Raw genomic sequence first — 24,455 nt, 5'->3', positions numbered from 1 at the left:
ATATTCAGCAATTGGATTTTCCGTGTTATTCTCAAAACACTACTGATAATCTTGTGAACCATACAATTGAGATAAGATCAATTGTAAATTCACACATGTAAAATACTTACAGACAAATCAGAAACTGTGTTAAAATAATAATTATTATATTAATAAAATGAGGGGATTCAAGACTTTATGAAACCTAAAATAAGTCATTATTTAGCATTAGCGATCGGTGCCATTGCTGTCTCAACATCTGCTATTTTAGTTAAACTTTCATCAGCTCCTGCAGCAATTACTGCTACCTATCGTTTATTACTTGCAGTTTTATTAATGCTGCCATTTTTTTCTTCAAATTATTTACAAGAATTGCGATCTATTGAAAAAAAAGACTGGATATACTCGATCATTGCCGGTGTGTTCCTTGCCTTCCATTTTATTTTTTGGTTTGAATCATTAAATTATACATCTGTTGCCAGCTCAGTCGTACTGGTGACACTTCAACCAATTTTTGCTTTTATCGGAACTTATTTTTTTTATAAAGAAAGATTAACCGTTGTTGCTGTATTAAGTGGACTTTTTGCAATCATAGGAAGCATCATCATTAGCTGGGGAGATTTCCAAGTTAGTGGGATGGCCTTGTTAGGTGATTTCCTTGCGATTGTTGCTGCTATAATCGTTACAGCATATTTCTTATTTGGACAAACAGTCCGAAAACGCCTTTCTCTTTATACATATACATTTATCGTTTATTCAATTAGTTCTATTACTTTAATAATTTATGATCTAATCCTTGGCTATTCTTTTTTTTCTTATCCAATGAAAGATTGGATTGTATTTCTCCTATTAGCAATCATCCCAACCTTATTAGGACATACATTATTTAATTGGGCGATCAAATGGTTAAGCACTTCAACGATTTCAATGACTATTTTATTTGAACCAGTTGGTGCATCCATTTTAGCTTATTTTATCCTAAACGAAAAATTGACCGCTTCTCAATGGGTTGGCGGCACTATTCTAATGACCGGATTATTTCTCTTTTTATGGAAAAAAGAAAGTCAGGAAAAACGGCCAAAAAATCTCAACCAAAACGTTCAAACGTGATGGTAATAGCTTGTGTAAAATCTGCCACAACGCTCATATGTGATCCTTTGTCAAAACACGGATGAATTGCCATCAAAAAAGGAGGCCTTTTATGTTAACGGTTATTAAAAACGGAGAAATTTATTCTCCAGACTACCTTGGAAAAAAAGATATTTTACTTGTTGATAAAAAAATCGGCTATATAAAGGATGATATCAGCTTCTCCACATCGTCCATTGATATTAATATTATTGATGCAACAAATAAAATCATAGTCCCCGGTTTTATTGATTCTCACGTACATATCATAGGCGGAGGCGGTGAAGGAGGTTTTCGAACGCGCACGCCTGAATTGCAATTAACAGATGCAACAACTGCTGGAATTACAACCATTGTTGGCGTGATTGGCACTGATGGGACAACCCGAACGACGCCTGCTTTAATTGCCAAAGCCCGGGCTTTAGAAGAAGAAGGAATCACTTGTTTTGTCCATACCGGTTCTTACCAAATTCCTGTTAAAACTGTTACTGGCAAAATTGAAGATGATCTTATTTTAATTGATAAAATCATCGGCGTCGGAGAGATTGCTATCGCAGACCACCGTTCTTCACAGCCAACTTTTGAAGAAATTGCTAAAATTGCTGCAGCTGCACGAATTGGTGGAATGTTATCCGGAAAGGCTGGAATTGTCAATGTTCACATAGGCGATAGTTTATCAATGCTATCGTTACTTGAAGAAGTAGCAGAAAAAACAGACATCCCGTTGCGTCAATTTTATCCAACTCATATGAACCGTAATCCATATTTATTTGAAGCTGGAATTCGTTTTGCCAAAAAAGGTGGATATGTTGATTTTACAACAAGTACCGTTCCAATATTTTTAGAGGAAGGGGAGGTAAAAGCAAGTAAGGCGCTAAAACAAATGCTTGAAGCAAATGTACCAATAGAGCAAATGACATTTTCTTCTGATGGTCAAGCAAGTCTTCCAGATTTTGATAAAAATGGAGAATTAATCGGTTTAAAAATAGGAAAAGTACAGTCATTATATGATGCTGTCGTTGAAGCAATTTTGGTACATAAAATTCCAATAGAAACGGCCATCCGTGTCGTTACTTCTAACCCTGCATCCATTTTGAAATTAAAACAAAAAGGACAAATTAAAGAAGGATTGGATGCTGATCTTGTCATCCTTGAAAAAAATTCACTCGAAATTGACAGCGTCATTGCTATGGGAAAACCAATGATATTAGAAAAAGAGATTGTTGTGAAAGGGACATTTGAATAGCGCGCTCCGAAAGACTACAAAAGTATAAATTTATAACAAGTAAAAAATTGGGGAGCTGGGGAAAAACTGAATAAATTAGATGTTACCAACTCCAAAACAAATATAAAAAATGGCAGGTGAAGAAAAAGAGATTCCACCACCTGCCATTAATATTTTTCTCAAAAATTCAATCCAAATATATTTTGAATTAGTACCCGAATTAGCCTAAGCTCAGACTTAATGCAATGGAGCATTCCAAACTAGCCAAGAGAATCGATCTAATTTTATTGATAGTCCCTTTTTATCAGCTTTATTGATAATTAATTAAACGTTTATTTTAATTCCTCAATCGAATTAATTTCCATATAACTTGGTACTACTAACCCAATTTTTGTACCTTCAAGATTTGGACCTAAATCTTCAAACTTACCTTGAAATTCTGCAAAGTAGTCGGCATGTGTGACCGGCAGCCATGCGGCCACAGAAGCATCAGCACTGCCATCGGCAATACCTGCCCACATCGCACCTGCTTCCAACTGTGTCAGTTTTACATTATAACCGATGTCTTGTAATACTTTTGCAATGACATTCGTGCTTGCAATTTCACTTGCCCAAGCAACATAAGCAAGAGTTATTTTATCACCATTCACCTTTTCAACACCCGCTGTCCACTCGGCAATTGTATCGGCATTTTCTTCAACCCACTTGGCAGCGGCTTCTTCCTCTTTCATACCTTCTTCAATCATGACCATCACGGCACTCATATCATCAGCAGTCCAATAAAATTGGTCTAAGACTTTATAAGCATTCGGATGGTCTTCTTTAAATCCGTTGCGGACAATGGTATGAATGCTTTCTTCGTCTCCATAGACACCTTTCGGATCATCAAGATATTTCAAATCAAATTTGGCAAACTTCCAATGTGGCGTCCAACCGGTCACAATAATTGGTTCTTCTTTATCATAAGCTTTTTTTAGCGCAGCTGTCATAGCAGCCCCTGAACCTTCAACAAGTTTCCAATCGTTCAAGCCATATTCCTCGATTGCTTTTTCAGTCGCTTTCATAATACCGGCCCCTGGGTCGATGCCGATAATCTTATAATCTACCATTTCACCAACTGAAACTTTCGCACCTTCCCCTGACGTACTTCCAGAATTGTTGACAGAAGTCTCATTCTCAGTACTTTGCGAGCCACATGCCGCTAATCCTACTATGAGAACACTAATGAAGAGTGAGCTTAACCATTTTTTCATCAACCATTTCCCCCTTGTTTATTTTTTCCTATATTTTGAGTAATCCGGTCCAAAACAATGGCAATAATGACAATTGCTAGACCAGCTTCAAAACCAACACCTGTTTTAATTTGGGTAACAGCCCGATAAACATCGGCCCCCAGACCTGGCGCCCCAACCATCGAAGCAATCACAACCATCGATAAGGCCAACATAATACTCTGATTGATGCCAGCCATTATAGTTGGCATTGCCAAAGGCAATTGGACTTTTAGAAGGCGCTGTCTTGTTGTTGATCCGAATGCTTCAGTCGCTTCGATAATATCAGCTGGCACTTGCTGAATTCCTAAGACTGTAAGCCGAATCGTTGGCGGCATTGCAAAAATAACCGAAGCAACAACACCCGGGACGACACCGATATTAAAAAAGAAAATTGCGGGAATTAAATAAACAAACGCAGGCATCGTTTGCATAAAATCTAAAATGGGTGTAATAAATTTTCTTGCAGTGCTTTGCTGAGATGCCCATATACCAACTGGAATACCAATAATAACGGATATAATAACGGAAGTAACGACTAACGCTAATGTATCAAGCATTGGTTCCCAATAACCAAGATTGTCAATTAAATACAAGCCGAAGAAAGTAAATAACCCGATCCCTTTGCTGCAAATCTTCCAAGCTATTAAACTTAAAAAAATGATAAATACAAGTGATGGAATCAATGTAAGTGCGGCAACAATTCCTTCAACAACAGCTTCCAATGCTTCTGCAATCCCATCAAACACCGGAGCAAAAGTTTCTGTTAGCCCGTCTACTAAACTGTCAATCCAATCTGCAAGGGGCAATTTCGGCAATAATCCAGCTTCTTTATTTGCCAATTCCACTCACCCCTATTCCTTTATTGTTTTGATTTATTGTTTCTGCGGATTCTAATGTAAGATTGATATATTTTTCATTTCCGGACAATGCACCAAGAACGGCTCCTTTGATTACGATTCCTCGAAGGCGGTTTTCATTATCGACAACTGCCACTGGAATCTCAGCGGTTGACACTGCCTCAAAAAGATCTACAAGCAGAGTTTCTTTCGTTACAGTTTTAACAGATGTATTTAATATTTCCTGAAGATTTTTTCTTTGTTCTACTGCCTTACTTGCTTCCGTAGCTGTTACTGCCCCAAGTAATCTTTGCTTTTTGTCAACAACATAAATACTAGAAATGCCAAGATCTTTCATCATCTGTAATGCAACGCGTGATCCTTTATCGATTTGCACAGACTCAGCTCTTTTCATCACGTGCCCAGCTGTAAGAACTTTACTTAAGTCCACGTCTTCAACAAATCTTTCTACATACTCATTGGAAGGATTCATTAATATTTCTTCCGGTGTTCCTATCTGCACGATGTTCCCGTCCTTCATTAATGCAATCCTGTCCCCGATACGTAAAGCCTCATCTAAATCGTGGGTAATAAAAATAATCGTTTTTTCCATTTTTCCCTGAAGTTCCAACAGCTCATCTTGCATATCTTTCCTGATCAAAGGGTCTAACGCACTAAACGCTTCATCCATTAGTAAAATATCAGGATTATTGGCTAATGCTCTTGCCAAGCCCACACGCTGTTGCATACCTCCACTTAGTTGACTGGGGTATTGGTTTTCATAGCCAAGCAAATCTACTAATTTTAAAGCTTCCAATGCTTTTTGTCTTCTTACTTTTTTTTCTACACCTTGGATTTCCAGTCCATATTCGGTATTTTCTAATACTGTGCGATGGGGCATTAGGGCGAATTTTTGAAAAACCATACCAATTTTTTTTCGGCGAATGTCACGTAATTTTTGTTTATTCATTTTAACAATATTCTCACCATCGATTTCTACGGAGCCACTAGTAGGCTCGATTAACCTGTTCAGCATTCTAACGAGCGTCGATTTTCCACTTCCGGATAAACCCATGATGACAAAAATTTCACCAGCGTAAACTTCAAAATTTGCCTGATTTACTCCTACAGTACAGCCTGTCTTTTTTAATATTTCAGCTTTTGAATAGCCTTCTTTTATTAATTGAAGAGCTTTTTTTGGATTTTTCCCGAAAATTTTCGTTAAATTTTTTACTTTTATCTTAGTTGTCCGTACTTGTCCCATATATTCACCTCACAATACTTTACTTTTTTAGTCTAAACTTTCCAGAACATATCCTCAAAGCCGGTAAACAGCGGTATTCCTTTGTAAAGTTTGTACAGAAAAAACTGTACGTACAATACAAACCTTATTCTCAAAATTCCTCCAATTTCCTACTAAATCCTATTAATTTCTACTCTTTACTTTCAAAATAATAGTGGTAGTCTATAGTCAGTGAAGTAACACTAGAATGGTGGGAAATGAAGAAAATGAAATTAGATCCAAAACAGCAATTAGAACAGGCAAAAGAACGAGTCATTGATACAATTGCACAAAATATGAATTTATACGGTATTACGGATTCAGTCGGAAGATTATTCGGTTTATTATTTTTCAGCAAAAACCCGATGACTCTTGATGAAATGAAAGAGGAATTAGGGATGAGTAAAACGAGTATGAGTACCTCTGTAAGAAGTTTGATGGATTTAAAAATGGTGGATAAAGTATGGAAAAAAGGGGTCCGAAAAGACCTTTACCAAGCTGAAGAGGATTGGTATCAAACATTTATAGATCTATTTTCCATCAAATGGAGACCTGCAATTTCTATGAACGTCTCCGCGATTGAAAAATCAAAGAAAGAATTACAACTTCTACTAGGACAGGAAGATATTGATAGCGACATTCGCACAGAAGCCGAAATGATGATTGAAAAACTTAACGCTTGCTTAGATTACTATCAATGGTTAACACGGCTTGTCGACAGCTTTGAATCCCACGAAATATTTAATTTTATTCCGAAAAACGAAAAAAAGGAAAAATAAAAAAGGTATTGTCCAAAAAGAAACAAAAAACAGCGAAATGAGAAAACGGTGAAGTTTTCCAATTCGCTGTTTTTCCTTTTTCTTAAAAAAGTGTGTCGGAATCCCCGCAATTTAAGGAGATTGTGGACCATTGCCACAAATTCCTTTCGATTCTCTCTTTCTGGTGGCACATCTACGGTATGGTGCCTGACCCCTCTCCGGTACCGTCTCCGGCACCATCTCCAGTGCGGTGCCTGACCCCTCTGCGACACCGTCTCCGGCACCTCTAGGCTATTTCTATGTTACCGCTGGCGGGGTAATTGTATGGTAAAAATAGTTCCCCGTTCGGAACTTTCTTTTAGAAACAAGTCGCCGCCGAGTGCTTTGGCGATCATTTTGCTAAATGGGAGACCTAATCCTAGCCCGCGAATTTTATGTTTCTTATTGCTGCCGCGAAAGAAACGCTCAAAAATAAGAAGCTGTTCCTCTTTTGGAATTCCGCTGCCATTGTCGATAACATCAATGTAAACCGAATTATCACGCCCATAAATATTCAACGTTATTTCGCAATCATCTTGGCATGCCTGTTTCGCATTGTTTAACAGATTCACAATAATTTGCCTTAACCGCAACGGATCTGTTGAAATCCAAAGTTCTTGTTCAGATAATGAAAACTTCATTTTTGGCGAATATTCATGAAGAAGTTCCCATTGGTATAAAATCTCCTCCAAATATTTCCTTAAGTTTATCATTTCTTTTGCAATACGTACTTTACCGGTTGCAAAACTATTAAAATCAAGTAAATCCTCAACCATTTTTTGAAGTCTCGAAACTTCCTTTTGACTAAGCGTCAAAAAATATTTGGCTTCATCACCAGTTACAACTTCATCTTTAACTGCCTGAATCAGACCGCTAATAGCCGTAACCGGTGTTTTTAATTCATGGGTCACCCCTGCCAATAGCTCTGTCCGCAATGATTCCAATTGTTCAAGCCGGGAAGCCATTTCCCGAAAAGAATATAATAGCTCATAGATTTCTTTTTCTTTAATCGTCTCATCTACCGTTATACGATAGTCCCCTTCAACAATTCGATTTGCAGCCGTTGCCATATCGGTGATCGGCCGCGACAATTTTTTTGATAAAAAATAAATGACAGCCCAGCCAAGTGCCGCCAAGCTGCTTAACATAATTACAAGCAACTTTATTTCATCAGGGCTTCGTTTCAGTTCATTTTCTTGCAAAAGAATAAATACCCAGCCAATATGCCTATTATTTTTTACGATTTCTTTTTTCACCAAATAGAAATCTTCTCCATGAGGGAGAGAAATTTTTTGTACATTTTTTATGTTGGAGTATGATATTAATTTATTAAAATCAATACTCGAGTAAATTTGGTCTTTCAAGCCATAGAGAATATTTCTTCCATATTGATCCGTTACGTAAATTAATGGTTTTCCTTCTAATCTTAAAAACCGAAATCTATCTTCCAATATTTTCGGCAAATAAAGACCTAGGGGAACGAACTCGCTTGTATATGCGATCCGCTCAGCAATTTCTTCCGCTGTCATTTCTAAAATCTCAAGACGCCTTTCCGTATTCGAATGGCGGATCCAAACTGTGGAAATCACACCGACGATTAACAAACCGATACATAACGTTAAAAAATACCTTGTTGTCCAATAACGGAGAAGTGTGGGTCGTTCATTTTTCTTTAACACTGAATTGATACCCCAATCCTCTCAAAGTTTTTATCGTTCCTTCTGTTTCTGGCCATCGGTATAATACTTTTCGTATTCTCTTTATCGCTAAATCAACCGCTCGATCGCTGCCTTCAAAATCAATTCCCCATACCTGTTCAATAAGCTGTTCTCTAGTAAAAGTACGGTTCGGATGTTTCGCTAAGAAAAGAAATAATGATAAATCCCGAGGAGAAAATGATAACTCAACACCATTTAATGAAACAGCATGGGCTTGAAAATCTATTTTTAAACTGCCGTAATAAACGACATCCTCATTTTCTATAATTTGGGTAGAGCGACGCAATACTGCATGAACTCTAGCAACAACTTCTTCGCCAATAAACGGTTTTGTCAAATAATCATCAGCTCCATGCTTAAAGCCTTGCAACTTATTGTCAATATCACCAAGCGCTGTCAACATAATAACTGGACAAGAATTTTTTTCACGAATATATTGAAGCACACTCCACCCATTTATATCCGGCAGCATGACATCCAACAAAACTAAGTCGGGTTTATCATGGTCAAATTTTTCTATTGCTTCCCTTCCCGTGAAAGCTTGCAAAACTTTAAAACGTTCTTTTTCAAGATAAGCTTTTAAAACGATCGAAATTGCTGTTTCGTCTTCTACTACCAAAATCGTTTTCATAGCTTTCCCTCTTTTTCATCAAACTCTATTTGACTATTAATCCTATCAACCACTGAAGAACGGGTAATCCTATCTATTTGATATATTTTCCTAGATAAGATTGTATCCCTTCAAAAGGACTGATTAAAAAGCTGGAAGTTCCTTTTTACCCCGCGTTTGATGTTTGTTGAAAACTGTTGAGGAACACCGTTACATAGCCAAATTCCCATAATTACCCAACATTACTACTTGTTCAGTATTTCACAGTAACCATTGTCATGTGAGCATTGTCTTGTCCACCTTTGCACTCCAATTACTGTTTTACCCTTCAATCCAATGGATTGCTCCTCTAAATATTTATAATCAACATCAACAATACCACCACGGGCCATTTTAGGAATCTTGATTGCTCCTCTAAATATTTATAATCAACCCTAATATTTATTCCATTATACTTAAGGATTAAGTCCACTTTATGTCAAAGAAAAAAGAGGCAGCTATTTTCAAAAGTTATTTTGAATTAAAAAGTTGTTCAACTGCAGCCATTACTTTTTCATCCGGCTTAAAATAAATATTATCTATATAATTTGTGTAGAATTCAAAAACTTTTTTCCGGTCTTCATAAAATGTGATGAAATATTCCCAACCTTTCCTTGGCTGTTGATCGAAATCAGGCTTGAAATAAGCATCTTCCATATTTCTTATAAATTCTTTTACTTGCTCTACATCTTCAACTGTTTTTTCTTCTCCTGTTTCACCATTTACAATTTCAATTTTGTTGACATTCGCAAAATCTTGTTTTGCCAATTCAGCTAATGTATAAGGTTTATACTCTATTTCCCTTGGCTTCTCTTGGGAAGTACACCCCGTTAAAATAAGGAATAAAATAGAAGTAATAAAAAGTAAATTTTTTCTGCCTTTAAAAAAACGAATAAATGAAGCCATTTAAACCACACCCCTTTTAATAAATAATTGTTTCCCATTAAATTTACTATTGTTTTTCATTGATTGCAAAAAAATTTTCATAAAAAAGACCATCCAAAAGACGGTGTATCGTTTTTGGATAGCCTTATCAGTTACGCCTGTGTTAAATTTGGAAATCTGCTCCTCCACCGGAAGAAGAACTTTGTGTTTGAAGCTGGGATTGAACTTGACTAATCATTGTTTGAGCTTGGGCAATTTCATTAGCAGCTTGTTTTAAAGCCTCTGCTGCTAAAACAGTGTTTGCAGCTGATTGTTCAATAGCTTGTGTTATTGCATCTTTTGCTAAAGATGTAGCTGCCTCCGCTTGTTTTAATTTGTTCGTATCAATTTGTGCCATACTTTTTCCTCCTATATGTTGTTATTGTACAACATATAGAATGTGTCTAAGTAAACGTATTATTCTTCCATTTTTTTGGAATTCATTAGTGGATGGCTTTCTTTTTAAATCTTCCTCCGCGCACTTCTGCAATATCAGCAACAGCCAAAAAGGCAGAAGGGTCAATTTCTTCAACAATCAACTTTAATTTTGCTTCTTCCAGACGGGAAATGACACAAAAAATAACTTTTTTGTCATCTCCAGTGTAAGCACCTTCCCCTTTTAAATAGGTGACACCACGGCCTAAGCGCGCCATTAAAGCTTTAGCGATTGCATCATCTTTGTCGCTGATAATCCATACCGATTTGGACTGATCAAGCCCTTCAATAACAATATCAATGGTTTTAAAGGCGATAAAATACGCTAATATTGAATACATTGCTCGATCCCAGCCAAAGACAAATCCACCAATACCAAAAATAAATATATTAAAACATTATAATTTCACCAACGGTAAATGGCAGCTGTCTGTTCATAATAATTGCCAGGATTTCAGTACCATCCAATGAACCACCATAACGGATGACAAGGCCTACACCAGCTCCAAGAATGATTCCGCCAAAAACAGTTGCAAGCAAATTATCATCTGTAAATGCTGGTACTGGGTGAAAAAAGATAGTAGCTAAAGACATGACGGTAATACCAAAAAGAGTGGAAACTGCGAAGGTTTTTCCTATTTGCTTATAGCCAATAAAAAAGAAGGGAACATTTAAGAAGAATAAAAATAATCCCAATTTCACACCCGTTACATGAGATAAAATAATTGAAATACCGACGATTCCACCATCCATAATTTTGTTAGGGACAAGAAAAATTTCAAGACCTATTGCCATTAAAAATGCGCCAATAAACAAAAAGAAAACCCTTTTTGCAAATTTGCTTTTCGTTAATTTTTGGTGTTGAATTTGGTTGAAAATTTGTTCTTTAATAGATGGCTCTGATACATTTTCGTTTTTTAATAATTTGTTTTCCATCGCATCACCCTTTCCATTAACCATTTTATTATAGCACAATTCTTTTTCTTCTGAAAAATTCCGATGATTTAGAGAAACACAAATAGGGTGAGATCCATCCAAAAGATTGAAAATCTCACCCAATTGTTTTTCAGTTATTTTCATTGTCGTATTCAAATACATTATTCCATAAACCTTGGTTTCTGCCTCTATTTTTCGCAGTATACATCGCTTGCTCAACCGCTTTAAAAAAATGAAATGGATCTTCCCAAATAAATGGTGTTTTCGTTCCGACACCAAAACTAATCGTTACATATTTAGATATTTTTGACTCACAATGGGGGATTTTCATCATTTCAATTTCTTTGCGAACTTTTTCAGCAACAAACAAGGCACCGTTGGTATTTGTCTCAGGAAGCAAGATTAGAAACGTCCCACCTTCATATCTTGCAAGAAAATCTTCAGGACGGTTTAATAAAGATTTTACCTTATCCGCAATTTTCTTTAAAACTTTATTTCCAGCTTCAAAACCATAACGGGCATTATAAAGTCCTAAAAAATCTAGGTCAAAGACGATTAATGAGAGAGGGTCTTGTTTCCGAATGGCACTTTTCCATTTCCGCTCAAACACATCTTTAAAATAATTAAAATTTGGAAGCTTTGTTAGAGAATCAATATATATGAACGGTTCTAACTCTTCTTGAGTGAAAACTTTTTTCTCAACAGTCAAGCTTCCATTATCATTTTGTTTCACTTTCACTCCCCCTCGCTGAGGACTATAATTTCTATCTCTATTATATAAAATATTTACTAATCAAATCTTGAAAGTTGTATGAACATTCAGACTTTATTTTTTTTGTAACCTTTCACCATTTTTTACGTCAAAACACAATGAAGGAGGGAAAAAAATGAAAAGAAATAAAATAACGTTAATCACTGCAGCTACTTTATTGACAGGTCCTTTATTATTTAGTTCACCTGCATCTGCACAAGATAATCTTACGAATGAATTAATAAAACCAATTTCTGCCGTTGAGGAGAATGACCAACAAGCACAAATTGAAACATCAAATTTTATTAAAGTCTCTGGTATCATTACAAAAATAGACAAAGAATCCGGTTTACCAAAATTAATTGTAGAACATACGGACAAAACATTAGAGACACATTTCCCAATTTCGGATGAAGTGCTGATCTACGATAGCCACACGACAGAAAGACAAAAGAAAGAATATTTACAGGAAGGGCAACGCATTGATGTTTATTATGATAAACACAAACCAATTTTAATGATTTATCCGGCAATCATTCCACCGGAAATCGTCATTGTAAAAGACGAAAAAAATCCTGGTGAAGTAAAGGTTGCCCTATTTGATGAAAACTTCGTTAGTTTGGATAACGAACTAAAATTAAATATTGATGAAAATACTGTGCTGATGAATCAAAAAGGTGAGAACATTAAAATAGAAGATTTAAAAGACAAAGAGTTAATTGTATTCTACAAAGGAACTACAAAGAGCATCCCAGCACAAACAACACCTACGAAAATCATTGCTTTAGACATGAAAGATGAAAATAATCAAGGAGAAACCCCTCTTGAAAAAGTAGAGCAAATCATAAAAGAGGATCATAGGATCAAAAACGGAGTGAAAATGATTCCTTTACGAAAAATAGCTGAATATTTAGGGTATGAAGTAAAGTGGATTGAAAAAATTTCAGAAGTACAAATAAGTAAGGAAAATCAATCCATTCAAATTTCACCTAGAAAAAACGACTACAAATATAATGGAAGAACTCTTGAATTTAAATTACAACCTGAAATTAATCAAGGAAAAATATACGTTTCCGAGGATATTCTTGAAATATTGCGTTAATAGAGAACAAGTTCATTTCCCATTATAGTTGCTGATTGAAATTCAGTTTTGCAGGGGGTGTTCAGAAATGAACATCTCCTTTCCTTGCTTCACAAGTTTATCTAGCAACCATAGATCTTTTACGGAATGTCAAAAAAACATCCATCCGTGGACTTGTGACAGTAACCCAATGAAAATAATTTCAAATGCCTTTTTCATAGAAAACATTCATGAACTTTTGTTTTAAAAATTTTCATGCCTTTTTTTCACAGAAATAAATCAAGTTCAGCCTCAACCCTAATAAATATTTTTATTAAACTAAGTGAACATCACTTCGTAAAGCGGTGTCTAAAAAGTTGTTTGTATAACTCTTAACGCCCTTACCTTTCCTTTAAAACACAAAACAATAGGTTTCAGATTTTTTTATGATAGATACAATTTAGGGGATTTCCTCTTTCGGAAATCCCCTCTCTATTTTTTATTTATAAAGTGTCTCTTTGTCTTACACCATTATTATAAGTATCATTAGCACTTAATTTTGTTGCAGCTTTTAGCATGCTTTCAGATTCCTTCGAAGTTATTAACATTCTAGTAGGGAGTGCAACAGATACTCCTTCAGCTTCTAAAATCTCCATGATTTTGAAGTTAACATCTTGTTTCACTTGCAAATATTCTTCCCAAACGGTTGTTTTCGTAAAGAAATATAAAAATATTTCTAAACTATTGGCATTGTACTGGTCAAATGTAACAAAAATTGTATCGGGGTGGATTCCCGGATGATTTTTTAACATTGTTTCAATTTGAGAAATTGTACGCTCAAGTTTATCTTTAGGTGTATCATAAGCAACTCCCAATTGGAAGGTAATCCGGCGTTTCCCCATTTTGCTCCAGTTCGTAATCGGTTCATTGGCCAACGTTGAATTCGGAACGGTTACTAATGCTTGGGCAAACGTTCTTATTTTCGTGCTGCGAAATGTAATATCTTCAACAGTTCCTTCTACTGTTGGCGTCATGATCCAGTCGCCGATTGAAAATGGCTTTTCCGTAATTATTACTAGACCGCCAAATAAATTTCCTAGTGCATCTTTAGCAGCCAAAGCAACGGCAACACCACCGATTCCCAATCCTGCCACTAAACTATTGACATTATAGCCAAATTCTTGAGCAACGATGCTCAAACTTAGCACAACAATAATAAACCGAATCGTCTTTGATAAAAACGGAATTAATATTTCATCAATTTCAAAATTCAGCTTTTTATTCAATTTCATAATTGCAATTGAACTTGCTGATGCCACATTATAACATCCCCATGCCGTTAACAAAATAATTGACGCTCGAATCGCTCTTACAAACATAGGGGCTTTATGATCTATATATGGAAAAAAGCGGGCCGCCAAGTAAATTCCAATAATCACAAATAACCAACTAATCGGCTTTTCAAATGAACGCCATATATGTGAAAAAAGATCCGTTGGCGTTTTATTCATCAATTTTAAAATTAAATGAAAAATGTATTTCGTAAACACTTTTCTTAGCAAAAGAAACAAGAGAAAAATCCCAATGGATATAGACACTTCATACAAAAATTCATAGTTCATAATTGTTTCCAAAAGCCAAGCCCTCCTTTTTCATCATTTAGTGCGAATTAAAAGTTTTCACGTACTATAATAACTGTTACATAAATAATCTACAAACGAAAAAGCATCAGCAGGAGAAAGTTCCGACTGATGCCCTATTTTCTTTACTATTTTATTATTGTTAGCATATCAATTTTATCATTGTTTTTGCTCTCATTTTGCTTTTGCCCTAAAATGATACTTCGGTCACAAATAGCATCAACATCTTGACGATCATGAGTGACAATAATACAGGTCATATTCGCTGTTTTTAAAATATATCGAAGATCTTCTCGAATCGCTTCTTTTAAATCCGCATCCAAATTGCTAAAAGGTTCATCCATTAAAAGCAAATTCGGTTTCGGTGCCAATGCCCTAGCAAGAGCAATCCGTTGCTGCTGGCCTCCGCTTAATTCGTGGGGAAATCTTAATTCAAACGGCTCCATCTTTACAAGTTCAAGCATTTCTTTTACACGTCCCTTGCGCTCTTTACGCGGAAGCCGATGTAAGCCAAAAAGAATATTATCACGAACATTCATATGTGGAAACAAAGCATAATCTTGGAAAACCATGCCAACTCCTCGATCTTCCGGCTGTATAAATACTTTTTGATCAAAAACAGTTTTTCCTGCAATTTTAATCGATCCCGATTGCGCCATTTCCAAACCTGAAATTAAACGGAGCAATGTACTTTTGCCGCTTCCGCTTTGCCCTAAAATACCGACAATTTCCCCTTTTTTCATAGAAAATGAAAAATCTTTTATTACAGGTTCAGATTTGCGCGAAAACGAAAAGGTAAGTCTACTAATTTCTAAAATGTTCATTTGCTCACCTTCTTTTTATCAATCATTTGATACACAATAACGGATAGGATGCTAATAGCAATAATCATTAACGATGGGATCGATGCTTCTTGAATTTGTTCATCGCTGGCATATTGGTACGCTTTTGTAGACAGTGTGTTAAAATTAAAAGGCCTTAATAACAATACTAATGGCAATTCTTTCGTAATTTCTACAAAAGTTAAAATAAAACCGCTTAGAAGAGCTCCTTTAATCAACGGAAGATCAACTTTGAAAAATGCCTTTGTTACACCATGTCCAAGCATTCTCGCTGCTTCCGTATATTTTGTACCAACCTTTTCAAAACCAACCTCAATTGCATTAAAACCCGTCGCCATAAAACGAATGACATAGCCAGTGATTAGCATACCAATCGACATACTTAAAATAAGCGGAGCTTCTCCAAGCCCCATTTGCGAATATACAGGAGCTAACCACTTATCAAGTGTAATAAATACCGCTAAAACACCAATGGCAATAATAGCACCCGGTATGGAATAGCCAGATGTAACAATTTTTGATAAAACAAAAGAAAATGTCGATTGAGTCCGTGACATATTGGCAACGATCACAGCGAAAATAAGTATGATGATGGTTGAGATGGATGCAACATGAACGGTTTGATAGAGATACGAAAAGAATGATTCATCCCAAATTTTATGAAATGTTAGCTTTGCCCAAGCAATTAGCTGAATAAACGGAATAAAAAAACCAATCATAAAAACAGTGAAACAATACATAAATGCAGCAAATGCACGGAATCCTTTCAGTTTAATTGGCGTAAGAGGCCGTGATTTATTGCTAATATGATAGCGGCGGCGCTTTCGCAACATCCTTTCTATCAAAAATAAACCGACAATAACAACCATGAGCCAAGCCGCAAGCCGCATCGCTGTATCGATATCATACATCGCAAACCAAGTTTGGAAGATGGCGGTTGTAATCGTATGGATGCCAAAATAACTCGTTAATCCATAGTCACTAAGCACTTCATAAATAACTAGAACAATGCCCCCTACAATAGCCGGACGCGACAGAGGCAAAACGACCTTAAAGAATATCGCCAGCGGCTTTCTTCCTAATAGCCGTGCATTTTCAATATAGGCTGTACTTTGATTTTCCAAAAATGACTTCGTAATAATATAGACATACGGAAATAGGAAAAACGAAAAAATAAAAACCGCTCCACGAATCGAAGAAACGGATAACAACTCCGGATCAATTTGATATTGGAACTCGTTTCGGAGTGTTTTTTGTACAAAGCCGGTGTAACTCAACATTGTTTTATAAGTAAAAGCCGCAATATAAGGTGGAATGGCGAGCGGCAATATTAAGGCCCATTTGAAAAAATTTTTCAAAGGAAAATCATAAGCTGCCACAAGCCAAGCTAGTGTCACACCTAAAAATGCAGCAACAATCCCCGTACAAATAACGAGAGTTACAGTATTGAAAACATAATTGGACAATAAAAATTGCTTAATATGAAACCAATTTTCATTTGGTTTTTGAAATAGCGTAAAAAATACAAAAAGGATGGGCAACAGAATTGCTGCTGCGCCCATCATACTAATGATCCACCAACCGTTCAGTTCTTTTTGAACAAAACGTTTAACTGTATCAATCTTCATTTTACTTCCAACCAACTTTATTAAAGATTTCGATCGCTTTTTGATTATGTTCTCCTAAAGTATCAAAGTTAAGTTCCTGCATTTTGAATTCGCCCCAAGATTCAAGTAATTCTGGTTTTTTCGCATTTGGATTAACAGGAAACTCGAAGTTATTTGCAGATAAAAACTCTTGTGCTTCAACACTTGTAATATACTCTATTAATTTTATAGCATTTTCTTTATTTTTGCTATGCTTTGTTAAACCAATACCGCTAATATTCACATGTGTTCCGGTTGTTTCTTGGTTCGGGAAGAATACGCCAATCTGTTCAGCGACTTTTCTTTCTTCAGGATCTTCAGAATTAGCTAATAAGCCGACATAGTAAGTGTTCATAATTGCAATATCGCCTGTTCCAGCAACAATTGCTTTTGCTTGATCACGGTCACCGCCATCCGGTTGACGTGCAAAGTTTTTCACAATTCCAGCCGCCCACTTTTCTGCTGCTTCTTCCCCATTTAATTCGATGAAAGAAGCTAGTAGTGATTGGTTATACAAGCTTGTAGAAGAACGGACTGCAATTTTTCCTGCCCATTTATCCGTTGCTAAATCTTCATATGTAGATAGTTGATCTGGCGTGACGCGATCCTTTGCATAAGCAATAATACGAGCTCTTGTTGCCATTCCAATCCAATAGTTATCAACATCGCGGAATTGTTCAGGCACATTTTCATTGATTACATCAGAGTTTACTGGTTGAAGAACATCGTTTTGTTTCGCATTGGCAAGCACACCACCATCAACAGTAATAAATAGGTCAGCTTGTGTGCTTTCCCCTTCACGCTTCAAACGTTCAATAAGTTCTTCTGCTTTCCCTTGTACAACATTAACTTGAATGCCTGTTTCTTCAGTAAACATTTTAAACAATTCATTGTCTACTTCATAATGTCTAGCAGTAAAAACGTTAACAACTTGGTTTTCACTTGCTTTTTGTTCTGTTTCCTGTTCCTTTTGTTGCGGCTCTTCCGTTGCTTCATTCGTTCCGCAGCCAACAAGGCCAATTGTCAAGAGCGCACTTGCAAGTAAAGGTTTAAGAAATTTTTTAAACTTCATAATTGCAACCACCTTTTACTATTTTTGTGATAATGATAATTGTTTTCAATGAATTTCATTTTCATTTTACTGTGGTTGAACCTATTCGTCAATACATAATCTAAGTATTTTTACTATTTTTAAGTTATAAAAGCTCTTAAGAATATATTGAAAGGATCTTAATTATTTCGTGAAAAAATTATTTTTTTGTTCGGCATTAAAAAAAGAAAACAATTGAATTAAGAGGAACCTTCAAATATGTAATTTTCTATTAAAACTAAGGATCATCCACAAATAAAAAACCAGGCATTGTTATTATGCCCGGCTTTTGTTTTCATTATTGTTCAATATTAATAAACATCACGTTGATAACGTTTTTGTTTTGCCATATCATTTAAATATGCTTCAGCTTGTTCTCTTGTCATGGAGCCTTCTTGTTCAATGATAGTAATAAGCGCTTCATGTACGTCTTTCGCCATGTATTGCTTATCACCGCACACATAGAAGTATGCTCCTTTTTCTAACCATTCAAATAATTCTTTGCTATTTTCTAACATTCTATGCTGTACATAAACTTTTTTCTCTGTATCGCGAGAGAATGCTGTCGTAATTTTTGTTACTACACCTTTTTGTTGATAAGCCTCTAATTCATCTTTATAAAGGAAGTCTGTTGCTTCATGTTGGTCACCAAAGAATAACCATGTTTTTCCTGTTGTACCATTGACTGAGCGTTCTTCAATAAATGAACGGAATGGTGCAATGCCTGTACCAGGACCAACCATAATAATATCAACTTCTTTAGACTCTGGAAGACTAAAGTGTTTATTTGGTTGAACAAATACTGGAATTGTATCGCCTTCTTTAATGCGTTCAGCAACGTATACAGAGCAAACACCTTTACGCTCACGGCCGTGGGCTGTATAACGAACAGCACCAATTGTTAAATGTACTTCTTCCGGATGGGCACTAATGCTGCTTGCAATAGAATAAAGACGTGGCATTAATTTGCGTAATAAACCTATGATGTCTTGTGAAGATGCTTTCCAAGGGCCGAAGTCTTTCAACATATCCAACAAATCACGGCCATAAATATATTCTTTTAATTCTTCAGCATTTTCTTCAGCAACAAGTCGTTTTAATTCTTCGTTATCTGTAAGTTCTGCTGCTTGTTGTAAAAGTTTTCTTGACAATGCAGTAATTTCAAACTGTTTTGTCAAAGCTTCTTTAAGAGGTATTGTTTCACCTTGTTTATTAATTGTTACAGCCTCGTTAGGATCCCAATTCATTTCCTCAATAATGGCTGCTACAAGTTCAGGGTCGTTTTCAGGGATGATACCAAGTGCATCACCTGGTTCATAAGTAAGACCCGAACCTTCCAATGAAAGCTCAAGATGCCTTGTTTCTTTACTAGAACCAGCACCATTTAAGTTAATATTTTTAATGACTTTTGCATAAAATGGATTTGTTCTTGAATAAGCTGGCACTTTTTTTCCCTCATTTGGTTGTTCAGATTTTTTTAATTCTGTAAGCACCACAATCTTCACCTCTCATTGTTGTATACCTATAGCATATCACGAAATAGGAAAAATGGTTGTATTTTTTTTCACAATTTTTTTTATTGAAAATTTACTTCAAAACCAGTTATTTCCCACTTCACCTATTTTATAATAAAAAAAACAAAGCGCTTCAGTGATAAAAAGCACTTTACAAGTGACAGGTTTAATTTACTTTTTATTGAAGATAAACCATTAATTACATTTCTTTTTACAGCATCCTGAAAATGTCTAAAATTAGAAAAAACTTCACCAATCGTGTGCTTATAGTAAAATGGCCCTATAATAAAAATTCTTCGATATCTTGAATTTCTTCATACTTCGGTTTTAAGTAACGGCCAATTTTGCTGCCATTTACGGCGTAAATTTCACCGGAACGTTCAAGATTCCGATAAGCAACTAATTTTACGATAAAATTAGAAACATCATCTACTGTTCCAATTTTCCAATAATCCGAAAGCGTTCCCCCATGTTGTTTTGCTTTTTCAATGTATGGCCGAGTCATATCTGTGACTGCTGCAGGGGACACCCCATTTACTTGAATATTGTACTTTTTCAATTCTTTCGCTAGAGTCCAAGTCATCCCGTTTAAGGCTGCTTTAGCAGCACTATAATTAAGTTGCCCAACCGTTCCTTCCATGCCAGCAAGAGAAGTCATATTAATAATCATGCCGCCTTCCTCTTGATGACGCATGATGTTAACTGCAGCTTTTGTGCATAGAAAAGTTCCTTTCACATGGATATCGATGACTTCATTAAATTCTTCAAGTGTCATTTTATAACTGAGCCGATCGGCAATAGTACCAGCGTTATTTACTAAAAGATCAATTCTACCTGTATGATCAAGCGCGCTATTCACAAGAAGATCTGCTGTTTGCTTATTTGAAACACTCCCGACAACACCACAAGCTTTTCCACCATTCTCTCTAATAAGAGCAACAACCTCATCAACTGTTTCATTGTTTCTTCCATTGATTACAACAAATGCTCCTAATTGCGCAAGCTTTTCAGCAATACTTCTGCCTATCCCTCGGCTAGAACCTGTAATAATCGCAGTACGGCCAACAAAATTCATCATCTCACCTTCTTTAATTCCGCATCACCCGTCACAACCAAGTCTCCATTTTGCTTCTTTCCTGTAAATGAAATTTTTACAATATTTTCATCTTCCAATAACAATTGGCCCGAAATGATGAAAGAATCGCCAACAAATAAAGGATTTCGAAAGGTTGTAGTAAACTTCGATACAAAAAAATGATTATTTAGCCATGGAAGGAATAAACGGGAACAACAGGCCATCGATAGCATACCGTGGACAATTCTCTCCGGAAAACCTGCTTTTTTAGCTTTTATAGGGTCAAGATGGATTCCATTTTTATCGCCCGATATCCATGCATAATTGCGAACGACATCTTCACTAAGGTTTTCAATAACAATTGGTAAAAGCATCCGTTCATTGAACATGATAAATTCACTTCTTTTCATTTTTTAAAATTAAAACGGAGGTGGCTGTCGCGGCTTCATCTCCATTTTTTGTAATAACGAGGCGATGTGTTAAAAATTGCAATAAAAAGTTGCCTTTCTCTTTTTCAGAAACATCGGTTAATTGTATAAAACAATCGTATGTTTGATTTGCCACTAAAGGCTCATTATAGGAAAATGATTGCTTCCCATGAATGAGCGGCAAGTTAAGATCGAGCCAAGGAATTTTTACATATCTCCAAAAAAGAACCGGATATGTTGCAGGAAGAACAAGATCTGGATACCCTGCTTCTCTTGCCTTTTCAACATCTGTATAAATATCAAGAGAAAGGCCAACCGTTTCAGCATACTCTCGAACAATGTTTCTTGGAATTATGATAGAGACCGTTTCTGTTTTTTTGCCGATGAATGAAGAATAATGCACCCATTGACCACCACCCAAATTAAAAAGAGATTAATTCCATAAAACCTTTCATTTTCGACCCGACAGTGAATGATAAAGCAATTCCATAAAACGTTTAATCATTCACTGATTCAAACAAGGCTGCCAGACCTAAGCCCCCGCCTATACCTAATGTTGCAAGGCCTATTTTCACAGAGCCTCTATATATTTCCATTTCCGTGCATAATCTTGTCACTAATACAGCGCCTGATGCGCCATATGGATGACCAAGAGCCAACGCTCCTCCACCAAAATTAACCTTTTCAAGAGGTATGGACAATTCTCGCAACGACGCTAATACTTGTGCAGCAAATGCTTCATTAAATTCAACTATATCAATATCCTCAATACTAAGATTTCTTTTTTTCAATAATTTCTGAACAGCTGGAACAGGACCAATGCCTAAAAGATTTGGATCAACACCTGCGCTGGCTGCATCGATAAACCGCAATTTCGGTTTTAGACCGAAACGTCTACATTTTTCTTCAGACATGATTAAACAAATGGCAGCTCCATCATTGATTGGACAAGCATTTCCTGCTGTAACCGTTCCATTTTCTTTAAAGACAGGTTTTAATGCTTTAAGCTTTTCAAAGCTTGTATTATCGCGCGGACATTCATCCGTTGAGATCCCTCGAACAGGGACAATTTCCTTTAAAAAGCGTCCAGTTTTTATCGAGCGCACTGCTTTCTCGTGGCTTGCTAATGCAAAAAGATCTTGGTCTTTTCTTGAAATGTTGTAATACTCAGCAACATTTTCAGCCGCGATACCCATGTCTGGATCGCCAATTTCCTCTGGAGAAAATCTAGCTCTTGTAAAAATTTTTGGTGCTTGATTCGAATATAACGAAGTCGGTTTTTCAATTTTCCAAGGGGCCAAGCTAGTACTTTCAACGCCTCCAGCTAAGTAAATATCACCTGCACCAGCTTGAATTAGTCTTGCAGCTAAAATAATCGCTTCCAGTCCTGATCCGCATTGTCGATCGACTGTTACCCCAGGAACCGAAACAGGCATCCCAGCTTGAAGTAAAGAAAGCCTTGCCATATTCCCGCCTGGTCCAACGACATTTCCCAATATAACTTCATCAATTTCTTCAGGATTTAACTGACATTCTTCAATAATATTTTTAATGACCGCAGCTGCCAGCTCTTCTGGCGGAACATCTTTAAACATACCGCCAACTTTTCCAATTGCAGTTCTTTTAGCCATTACAATAACCGCTTCATTCATTACGTTCAACTCCTTGGCTGTTACTATCCGCGCTGAAGTGACGATACAGTTTTACTCACAAAAGGGATACTACCTTTTCTCCAACAACTCTTCTAAGTACTTTAGTACTTCTTGTCGTGCAATTTTTCCACTGGTTGTATATGGAAAATGTTCAACTTCAATAAAAAGGCGCGGACATTTATAGGAAGAAAGAGTTTTGCGGCAATAGGTTTTGAGCTTCTCTGGATCAAATTTTTTTCCTATTTTGCACTTCACGAGAGCAACTGCCATTTCTCCCCAATATGAATGGGGAACACCAACGACAACTGCTTCATCGATATCTTCGTGCTTCTCTAAAAACAACTCAATTTCTTCAGGATAAATATTCAGACCACCTGAAATTATCATATTTTTTTCACGGCCAACTAAAAAAAGAAAACCCTTTTTGTCAACATAACCAATATCGCCAACAGTTGCCCATTCTCCATGCAATGTTTTGGCGTTTGCTTCATCATTGTTTACATAGCCATCAAATACCATTTCACTTTTTATATACACTTTACCAATTTCTCCAACTTCAGCGATATTCCTTTCATTCGTCCTTATTTGAATTTCAACGCCAGGGAAAGCTTTTCCAACTGAAAGCGGAGCAAGCAAATAGTCATCATCCGATAAAACGCTAATAAAACTTGTTTCAGAAGCACCGTAAAACTCATACAAACTTGCATTTGGAAAAAATGAGTTTATTTTTTTTCTCGAATTTGGATGCCATTTTGCACCTGAGCTGATTAACATTTTTAAACGTTCAAATTGCTTCTGAGCGCTTTCAAGCTGCTTCATTAAGGCAGATGCCATCGTTGGAACGAGATAGAGAACATCAATCAGTGCCTTATCCAACAAATCGATAACTGTAGGTGCGGAAAATTTATTCATAAGAGAAAGAGTAGCACCTAAATGCAAAGCATGGACGGCCCCATATAGATTAAGAGAATGGTATAATGGACCAGGTGTACAAATAATATCATCTCTAGATATTTGAAAAACTTCATTTCCATTTTCAAAACTTTTTAACCATGATAAATGAGTGCGCTTGTACCCTTTCGGTATTCCCGTTGTTCCGGAAGTAAAGCCAATATAAAATAAATCTTCCGCATTCCTTTTACCGCTTGGCGGTTCGAAGGAAAAGTCATGATCATCTAGTTGTTCGAAATCCGTCCAGCACAAAATTTTCGAAGCAGCAGAACTTGGAACTTTGCCAATCAAATCATCAGCAACTAACACCAAAGCCGGCTCCACCTCTTGAAGAATAGTGCCCAGCTCTCGGCTGCTCCATTTTGGATCTAAAGGCATCGCAATGCCACCAACAGTAATTGTTGCGAAAAAAACCTTCAAAAATCGAGGTTCATTCCCTAATAAAAATGCGATTTTTTTCCCTTTCACATCCGGAATATACGCTCGCAATTTTGACTGTATAACTTTAATTTCATCGTAAAATTGTGAATAAGTGATTGCTTCTCCTTCAAAAACAATGGCGGGCTTTTCAGGATTTTGAAGGGCATATACCGCCAGTGTATCGCCAATATACATAAAGCCAC

The 24,455-nt window shown here is 36.3% G+C and carries 22 protein-coding genes and 1 pseudogene; 4 read left to right on the top strand and 19 right to left on the bottom strand.

Annotation, left to right across the window (positions count from 1 at the left end):
• Nucleotides 1–177 precede the first annotated feature (177 nt).
• Together HR057_RS11875 and iadA are read left to right on the top strand one after the other, a co-directional pair.
• A complete protein-coding gene (locus tag HR057_RS11875) occupies nt 178–1,089 on the top strand; it encodes a DMT family transporter (RefSeq protein ID WP_173731657.1) in 912 nt (303 codons plus the stop codon).
• Nucleotides 1,090–1,180: 91 nt separating this feature from the next.
• Nucleotides 1,181–2,353, top strand: coding sequence for a beta-aspartyl-peptidase (iadA, locus tag HR057_RS11870; RefSeq protein WP_173731656.1), 1,173 nt, complete (start codon nt 1,181–1,183; stop codon nt 2,351–2,353).
• Between the two features lie 311 nt (nt 2,354–2,664).
• On the opposite strand, the gene HR057_RS11865 is transcribed toward iadA, so the two are convergent.
• Genes HR057_RS11865 through proV form a run of 3 tightly spaced genes read right to left on the bottom strand, consistent with a single transcriptional unit; the run spans nt 2,665 to nt 5,706 of the window.
• The gene (locus tag HR057_RS11865; RefSeq protein WP_173731655.1) at nt 2,665–3,585 is read right to left on the bottom strand and encodes a glycine betaine ABC transporter substrate-binding protein; all 921 of its coding nucleotides are present in this window, start codon (nt 3,583–3,585) and stop codon (nt 2,665–2,667) included.
• The gene (locus tag HR057_RS11860) at nt 3,585–4,445 is read right to left on the bottom strand and encodes an ABC transporter permease (protein WP_173731654.1); all 861 of its coding nucleotides are present in this window, start codon (nt 4,443–4,445) and stop codon (nt 3,585–3,587) included. The genes HR057_RS11865 and HR057_RS11860 overlap by 1 nt, the downstream gene beginning before the upstream one ends.
• On the bottom strand, nt 4,435–5,706 hold the full coding sequence (gene proV / locus HR057_RS11855; protein WP_173731653.1) for a glycine betaine/L-proline ABC transporter ATP-binding protein ProV: 1,272 nt from the start codon (nt 5,704–5,706) through the stop codon (nt 4,435–4,437). Before proV ends, HR057_RS11860 begins: the two co-directional genes overlap by 11 nt.
• A gap of 245 nt (nt 5,707–5,951) precedes the next feature.
• Here proV and HR057_RS11850 point away from each other — a divergent pair, with 245 nt between their 5' ends.
• Nucleotides 5,952–6,503, top strand: coding sequence for a GbsR/MarR family transcriptional regulator (locus HR057_RS11850; protein ID WP_173731685.1), 552 nt, complete (start codon nt 5,952–5,954; stop codon nt 6,501–6,503).
• 281 nt (nt 6,504–6,784) lie between these two features.
• Here HR057_RS11850 and HR057_RS17325 read toward each other — a convergent pair whose 3' ends face one another.
• The 6 genes and pseudogenes from HR057_RS17325 to HR057_RS11820 form a co-directional block, all read right to left on the bottom strand.
• Nucleotides 6,785–8,200: an ATP-binding protein gene (locus HR057_RS17325; protein ID WP_173731652.1), complete on the bottom strand. Its 1,416-nt coding sequence runs from the start codon at nt 8,198–8,200 to the stop codon at nt 6,785–6,787.
• Nucleotides 8,184–8,870 carry a response regulator transcription factor gene (locus HR057_RS11840; protein WP_173731651.1) on the bottom strand — a complete coding sequence of 229 codons (687 nt, stop codon included), beginning with the start codon at nt 8,868–8,870 and terminating at the stop codon, nt 8,184–8,186. The genes HR057_RS17325 and HR057_RS11840 overlap by 17 nt, the downstream gene beginning before the upstream one ends.
• A 489-nt stretch (nt 8,871–9,359) precedes the next feature.
• Nucleotides 9,360–9,794, bottom strand: coding sequence for a hypothetical protein (locus HR057_RS11835; RefSeq protein ID WP_173731650.1), 435 nt, complete (start codon nt 9,792–9,794; stop codon nt 9,360–9,362).
• Between the two features lie 142 nt (nt 9,795–9,936).
• The gene (locus HR057_RS11830; RefSeq protein ID WP_173731649.1) at nt 9,937–10,170 is read right to left on the bottom strand and encodes a hypothetical protein; all 234 of its coding nucleotides are present in this window, start codon (nt 10,168–10,170) and stop codon (nt 9,937–9,939) included.
• 85 nt (nt 10,171–10,255) lie between these two features.
• Nucleotides 10,256–11,183, bottom strand: a pseudogene (locus tag HR057_RS11825) (YitT family protein).
• 130 nt (nt 11,184–11,313) lie between these two features.
• Entirely contained in the window at nt 11,314–11,916 is a 603-nt protein-coding gene (locus tag HR057_RS11820; protein WP_329955879.1) for a diguanylate cyclase, read from the bottom strand.
• Between the two features lie 154 nt (nt 11,917–12,070).
• Here HR057_RS11820 and HR057_RS11815 point away from each other — a divergent pair, with 154 nt between their 5' ends.
• Nucleotides 12,071–13,036, top strand: coding sequence for a copper amine oxidase N-terminal domain-containing protein (locus HR057_RS11815; protein ID WP_173731648.1), 966 nt, complete (start codon nt 12,071–12,073; stop codon nt 13,034–13,036).
• Nucleotides 13,037–13,497: 461 nt separating this feature from the next.
• Here HR057_RS11815 and HR057_RS11810 read toward each other — a convergent pair whose 3' ends face one another.
• From HR057_RS11810 to HR057_RS11765, 10 genes are all read right to left on the bottom strand, one after another.
• Complete coding sequence (locus tag HR057_RS11810) at nt 13,498–14,616, bottom strand: mechanosensitive ion channel family protein (RefSeq protein ID WP_173731683.1); 1,119 nt, start codon at nt 14,614–14,616, stop codon at nt 13,498–13,500.
• A gap of 146 nt (nt 14,617–14,762) precedes the next feature.
• A complete protein-coding gene (locus tag HR057_RS11805; protein ID WP_173731647.1) occupies nt 14,763–15,458 on the bottom strand; it encodes an ABC transporter ATP-binding protein in 696 nt (231 codons plus the stop codon).
• Nucleotides 15,455–17,104 (bottom strand): ABC transporter permease, encoded by a 1,650-nt coding sequence (locus tag HR057_RS11800; protein ID WP_173731646.1) that lies wholly within the window; start codon nt 17,102–17,104, stop codon nt 15,455–15,457. The genes HR057_RS11805 and HR057_RS11800 overlap by 4 nt, the downstream gene beginning before the upstream one ends.
• 1 nt (nt 17,105) lies before the next feature.
• Nucleotides 17,106–18,194: a Fe(3+) ABC transporter substrate-binding protein gene (locus HR057_RS11795; RefSeq protein ID WP_173731645.1), complete on the bottom strand. Its 1,089-nt coding sequence runs from the start codon at nt 18,192–18,194 to the stop codon at nt 17,106–17,108.
• 329 nt (nt 18,195–18,523) lie between these two features.
• Nucleotides 18,524–19,705: a sulfite reductase subunit alpha gene (locus HR057_RS11790; RefSeq protein WP_407926124.1), complete on the bottom strand. Its 1,182-nt coding sequence runs from the start codon at nt 19,703–19,705 to the stop codon at nt 18,524–18,526.
• 301 nt (nt 19,706–20,006) lie between these two features.
• Nucleotides 20,007–20,801: an SDR family NAD(P)-dependent oxidoreductase gene (locus HR057_RS11785; RefSeq protein WP_173731643.1), complete on the bottom strand. Its 795-nt coding sequence runs from the start codon at nt 20,799–20,801 to the stop codon at nt 20,007–20,009.
• Entirely contained in the window at nt 20,801–21,190 is a 390-nt protein-coding gene (locus HR057_RS11780) for a MaoC family dehydratase (protein WP_173731642.1), read from the bottom strand. Before HR057_RS11780 ends, HR057_RS11785 begins: the two co-directional genes overlap by 1 nt.
• A gap of 7 nt (nt 21,191–21,197) precedes the next feature.
• On the bottom strand, nt 21,198–21,632 hold the full coding sequence (locus HR057_RS11775; protein ID WP_173731641.1) for an FAS1-like dehydratase domain-containing protein: 435 nt from the start codon (nt 21,630–21,632) through the stop codon (nt 21,198–21,200).
• Nucleotides 21,633–21,726: 94 nt separating this feature from the next.
• On the bottom strand, nt 21,727–22,881 hold the full coding sequence (locus HR057_RS11770; RefSeq protein ID WP_173731640.1) for a thiolase family protein: 1,155 nt from the start codon (nt 22,879–22,881) through the stop codon (nt 21,727–21,729).
• Between the two features lie 69 nt (nt 22,882–22,950).
• The gene (locus tag HR057_RS11765; RefSeq protein WP_173731639.1) at nt 22,951–24,447 is read right to left on the bottom strand and encodes an AMP-binding protein; all 1,497 of its coding nucleotides are present in this window, start codon (nt 24,445–24,447) and stop codon (nt 22,951–22,953) included.
• Between the last annotated feature and the right edge of the window lie 8 nt (nt 24,448–24,455).

It is taken from the genome of Calidifontibacillus erzurumensis (assembly GCF_013303125.1).
GTDB classification, from domain to species: Bacteria; Bacillota; Bacilli; order Bacillales; family Bacillaceae_J; genus Calidifontibacillus; species Calidifontibacillus erzurumensis.
This window is presented reverse-complemented; position numbering and strand designations above follow the sequence as displayed.

What these genes read in the sequence shown, in the direction of transcription:
- HR057_RS11875 (WP_173731657.1), top strand. Translation starts at nt 178, where the DNA reads ATGAAACCTAAAATAAGTCATTATTTAGCATTAGCGATCGGTGCCATT.
- iadA (WP_173731656.1), top strand. Translation starts at nt 1,181, where the DNA reads ATGTTAACGGTTATTAAAAACGGAGAAATTTATTCTCCAGACTACCTT.
- HR057_RS11865 (WP_173731655.1), bottom strand. Translation starts at nt 3,585, where the DNA reads ATGAAAAAATGGTTAAGCTCACTCTTCATTAGTGTTCTCATAGTAGGA.
- proV (WP_173731653.1), bottom strand. Translation starts at nt 5,706, where the DNA reads ATGGGACAAGTACGGACAACTAAGATAAAAGTAAAAAATTTAACGAAA.
- HR057_RS11850 (WP_173731685.1), top strand. Translation starts at nt 5,952, where the DNA reads ATGAAATTAGATCCAAAACAGCAATTAGAACAGGCAAAAGAACGAGTC.
- HR057_RS11840 (WP_173731651.1), bottom strand. Translation starts at nt 8,870, where the DNA reads ATGAAAACGATTTTGGTAGTAGAAGACGAAACAGCAATTTCGATCGTT.
- HR057_RS11835 (WP_173731650.1), bottom strand. Translation starts at nt 9,794, where the DNA reads ATGGCTTCATTTATTCGTTTTTTTAAAGGCAGAAAAAATTTACTTTTT.
- HR057_RS11830 (WP_173731649.1), bottom strand. Translation starts at nt 10,170, where the DNA reads ATGGCACAAATTGATACGAACAAATTAAAACAAGCGGAGGCAGCTACA.
- HR057_RS11815 (WP_173731648.1), top strand. Translation starts at nt 12,071, where the DNA reads ATGAAAAGAAATAAAATAACGTTAATCACTGCAGCTACTTTATTGACA.
- HR057_RS11810 (WP_173731683.1), bottom strand. Translation starts at nt 14,616, where the DNA reads ATGAACTATGAATTTTTGTATGAAGTGTCTATATCCATTGGGATTTTT.
- HR057_RS11805 (WP_173731647.1), bottom strand. Translation starts at nt 15,458, where the DNA reads ATGAACATTTTAGAAATTAGTAGACTTACCTTTTCGTTTTCGCGCAAA.
- HR057_RS11800 (WP_173731646.1), bottom strand. Translation starts at nt 17,104, where the DNA reads ATGAAGATTGATACAGTTAAACGTTTTGTTCAAAAAGAACTGAACGGT.
- HR057_RS11795 (WP_173731645.1), bottom strand. Translation starts at nt 18,194, where the DNA reads ATGAAGTTTAAAAAATTTCTTAAACCTTTACTTGCAAGTGCGCTCTTG.
- HR057_RS11785 (WP_173731643.1), bottom strand. Translation starts at nt 20,801, where the DNA reads ATGAATTTTGTTGGCCGTACTGCGATTATTACAGGTTCTAGCCGAGGG.
- HR057_RS11780 (WP_173731642.1), bottom strand. Translation starts at nt 21,190, where the DNA reads ATGTTCAATGAACGGATGCTTTTACCAATTGTTATTGAAAACCTTAGT.
- HR057_RS11770 (WP_173731640.1), bottom strand. Translation starts at nt 22,881, where the DNA reads ATGAATGAAGCGGTTATTGTAATGGCTAAAAGAACTGCAATTGGAAAA.
- HR057_RS11765 (WP_173731639.1), bottom strand. Translation starts at nt 24,447, where the DNA reads ATGTATATTGGCGATACACTGGCGGTATATGCCCTTCAAAATCCTGAA.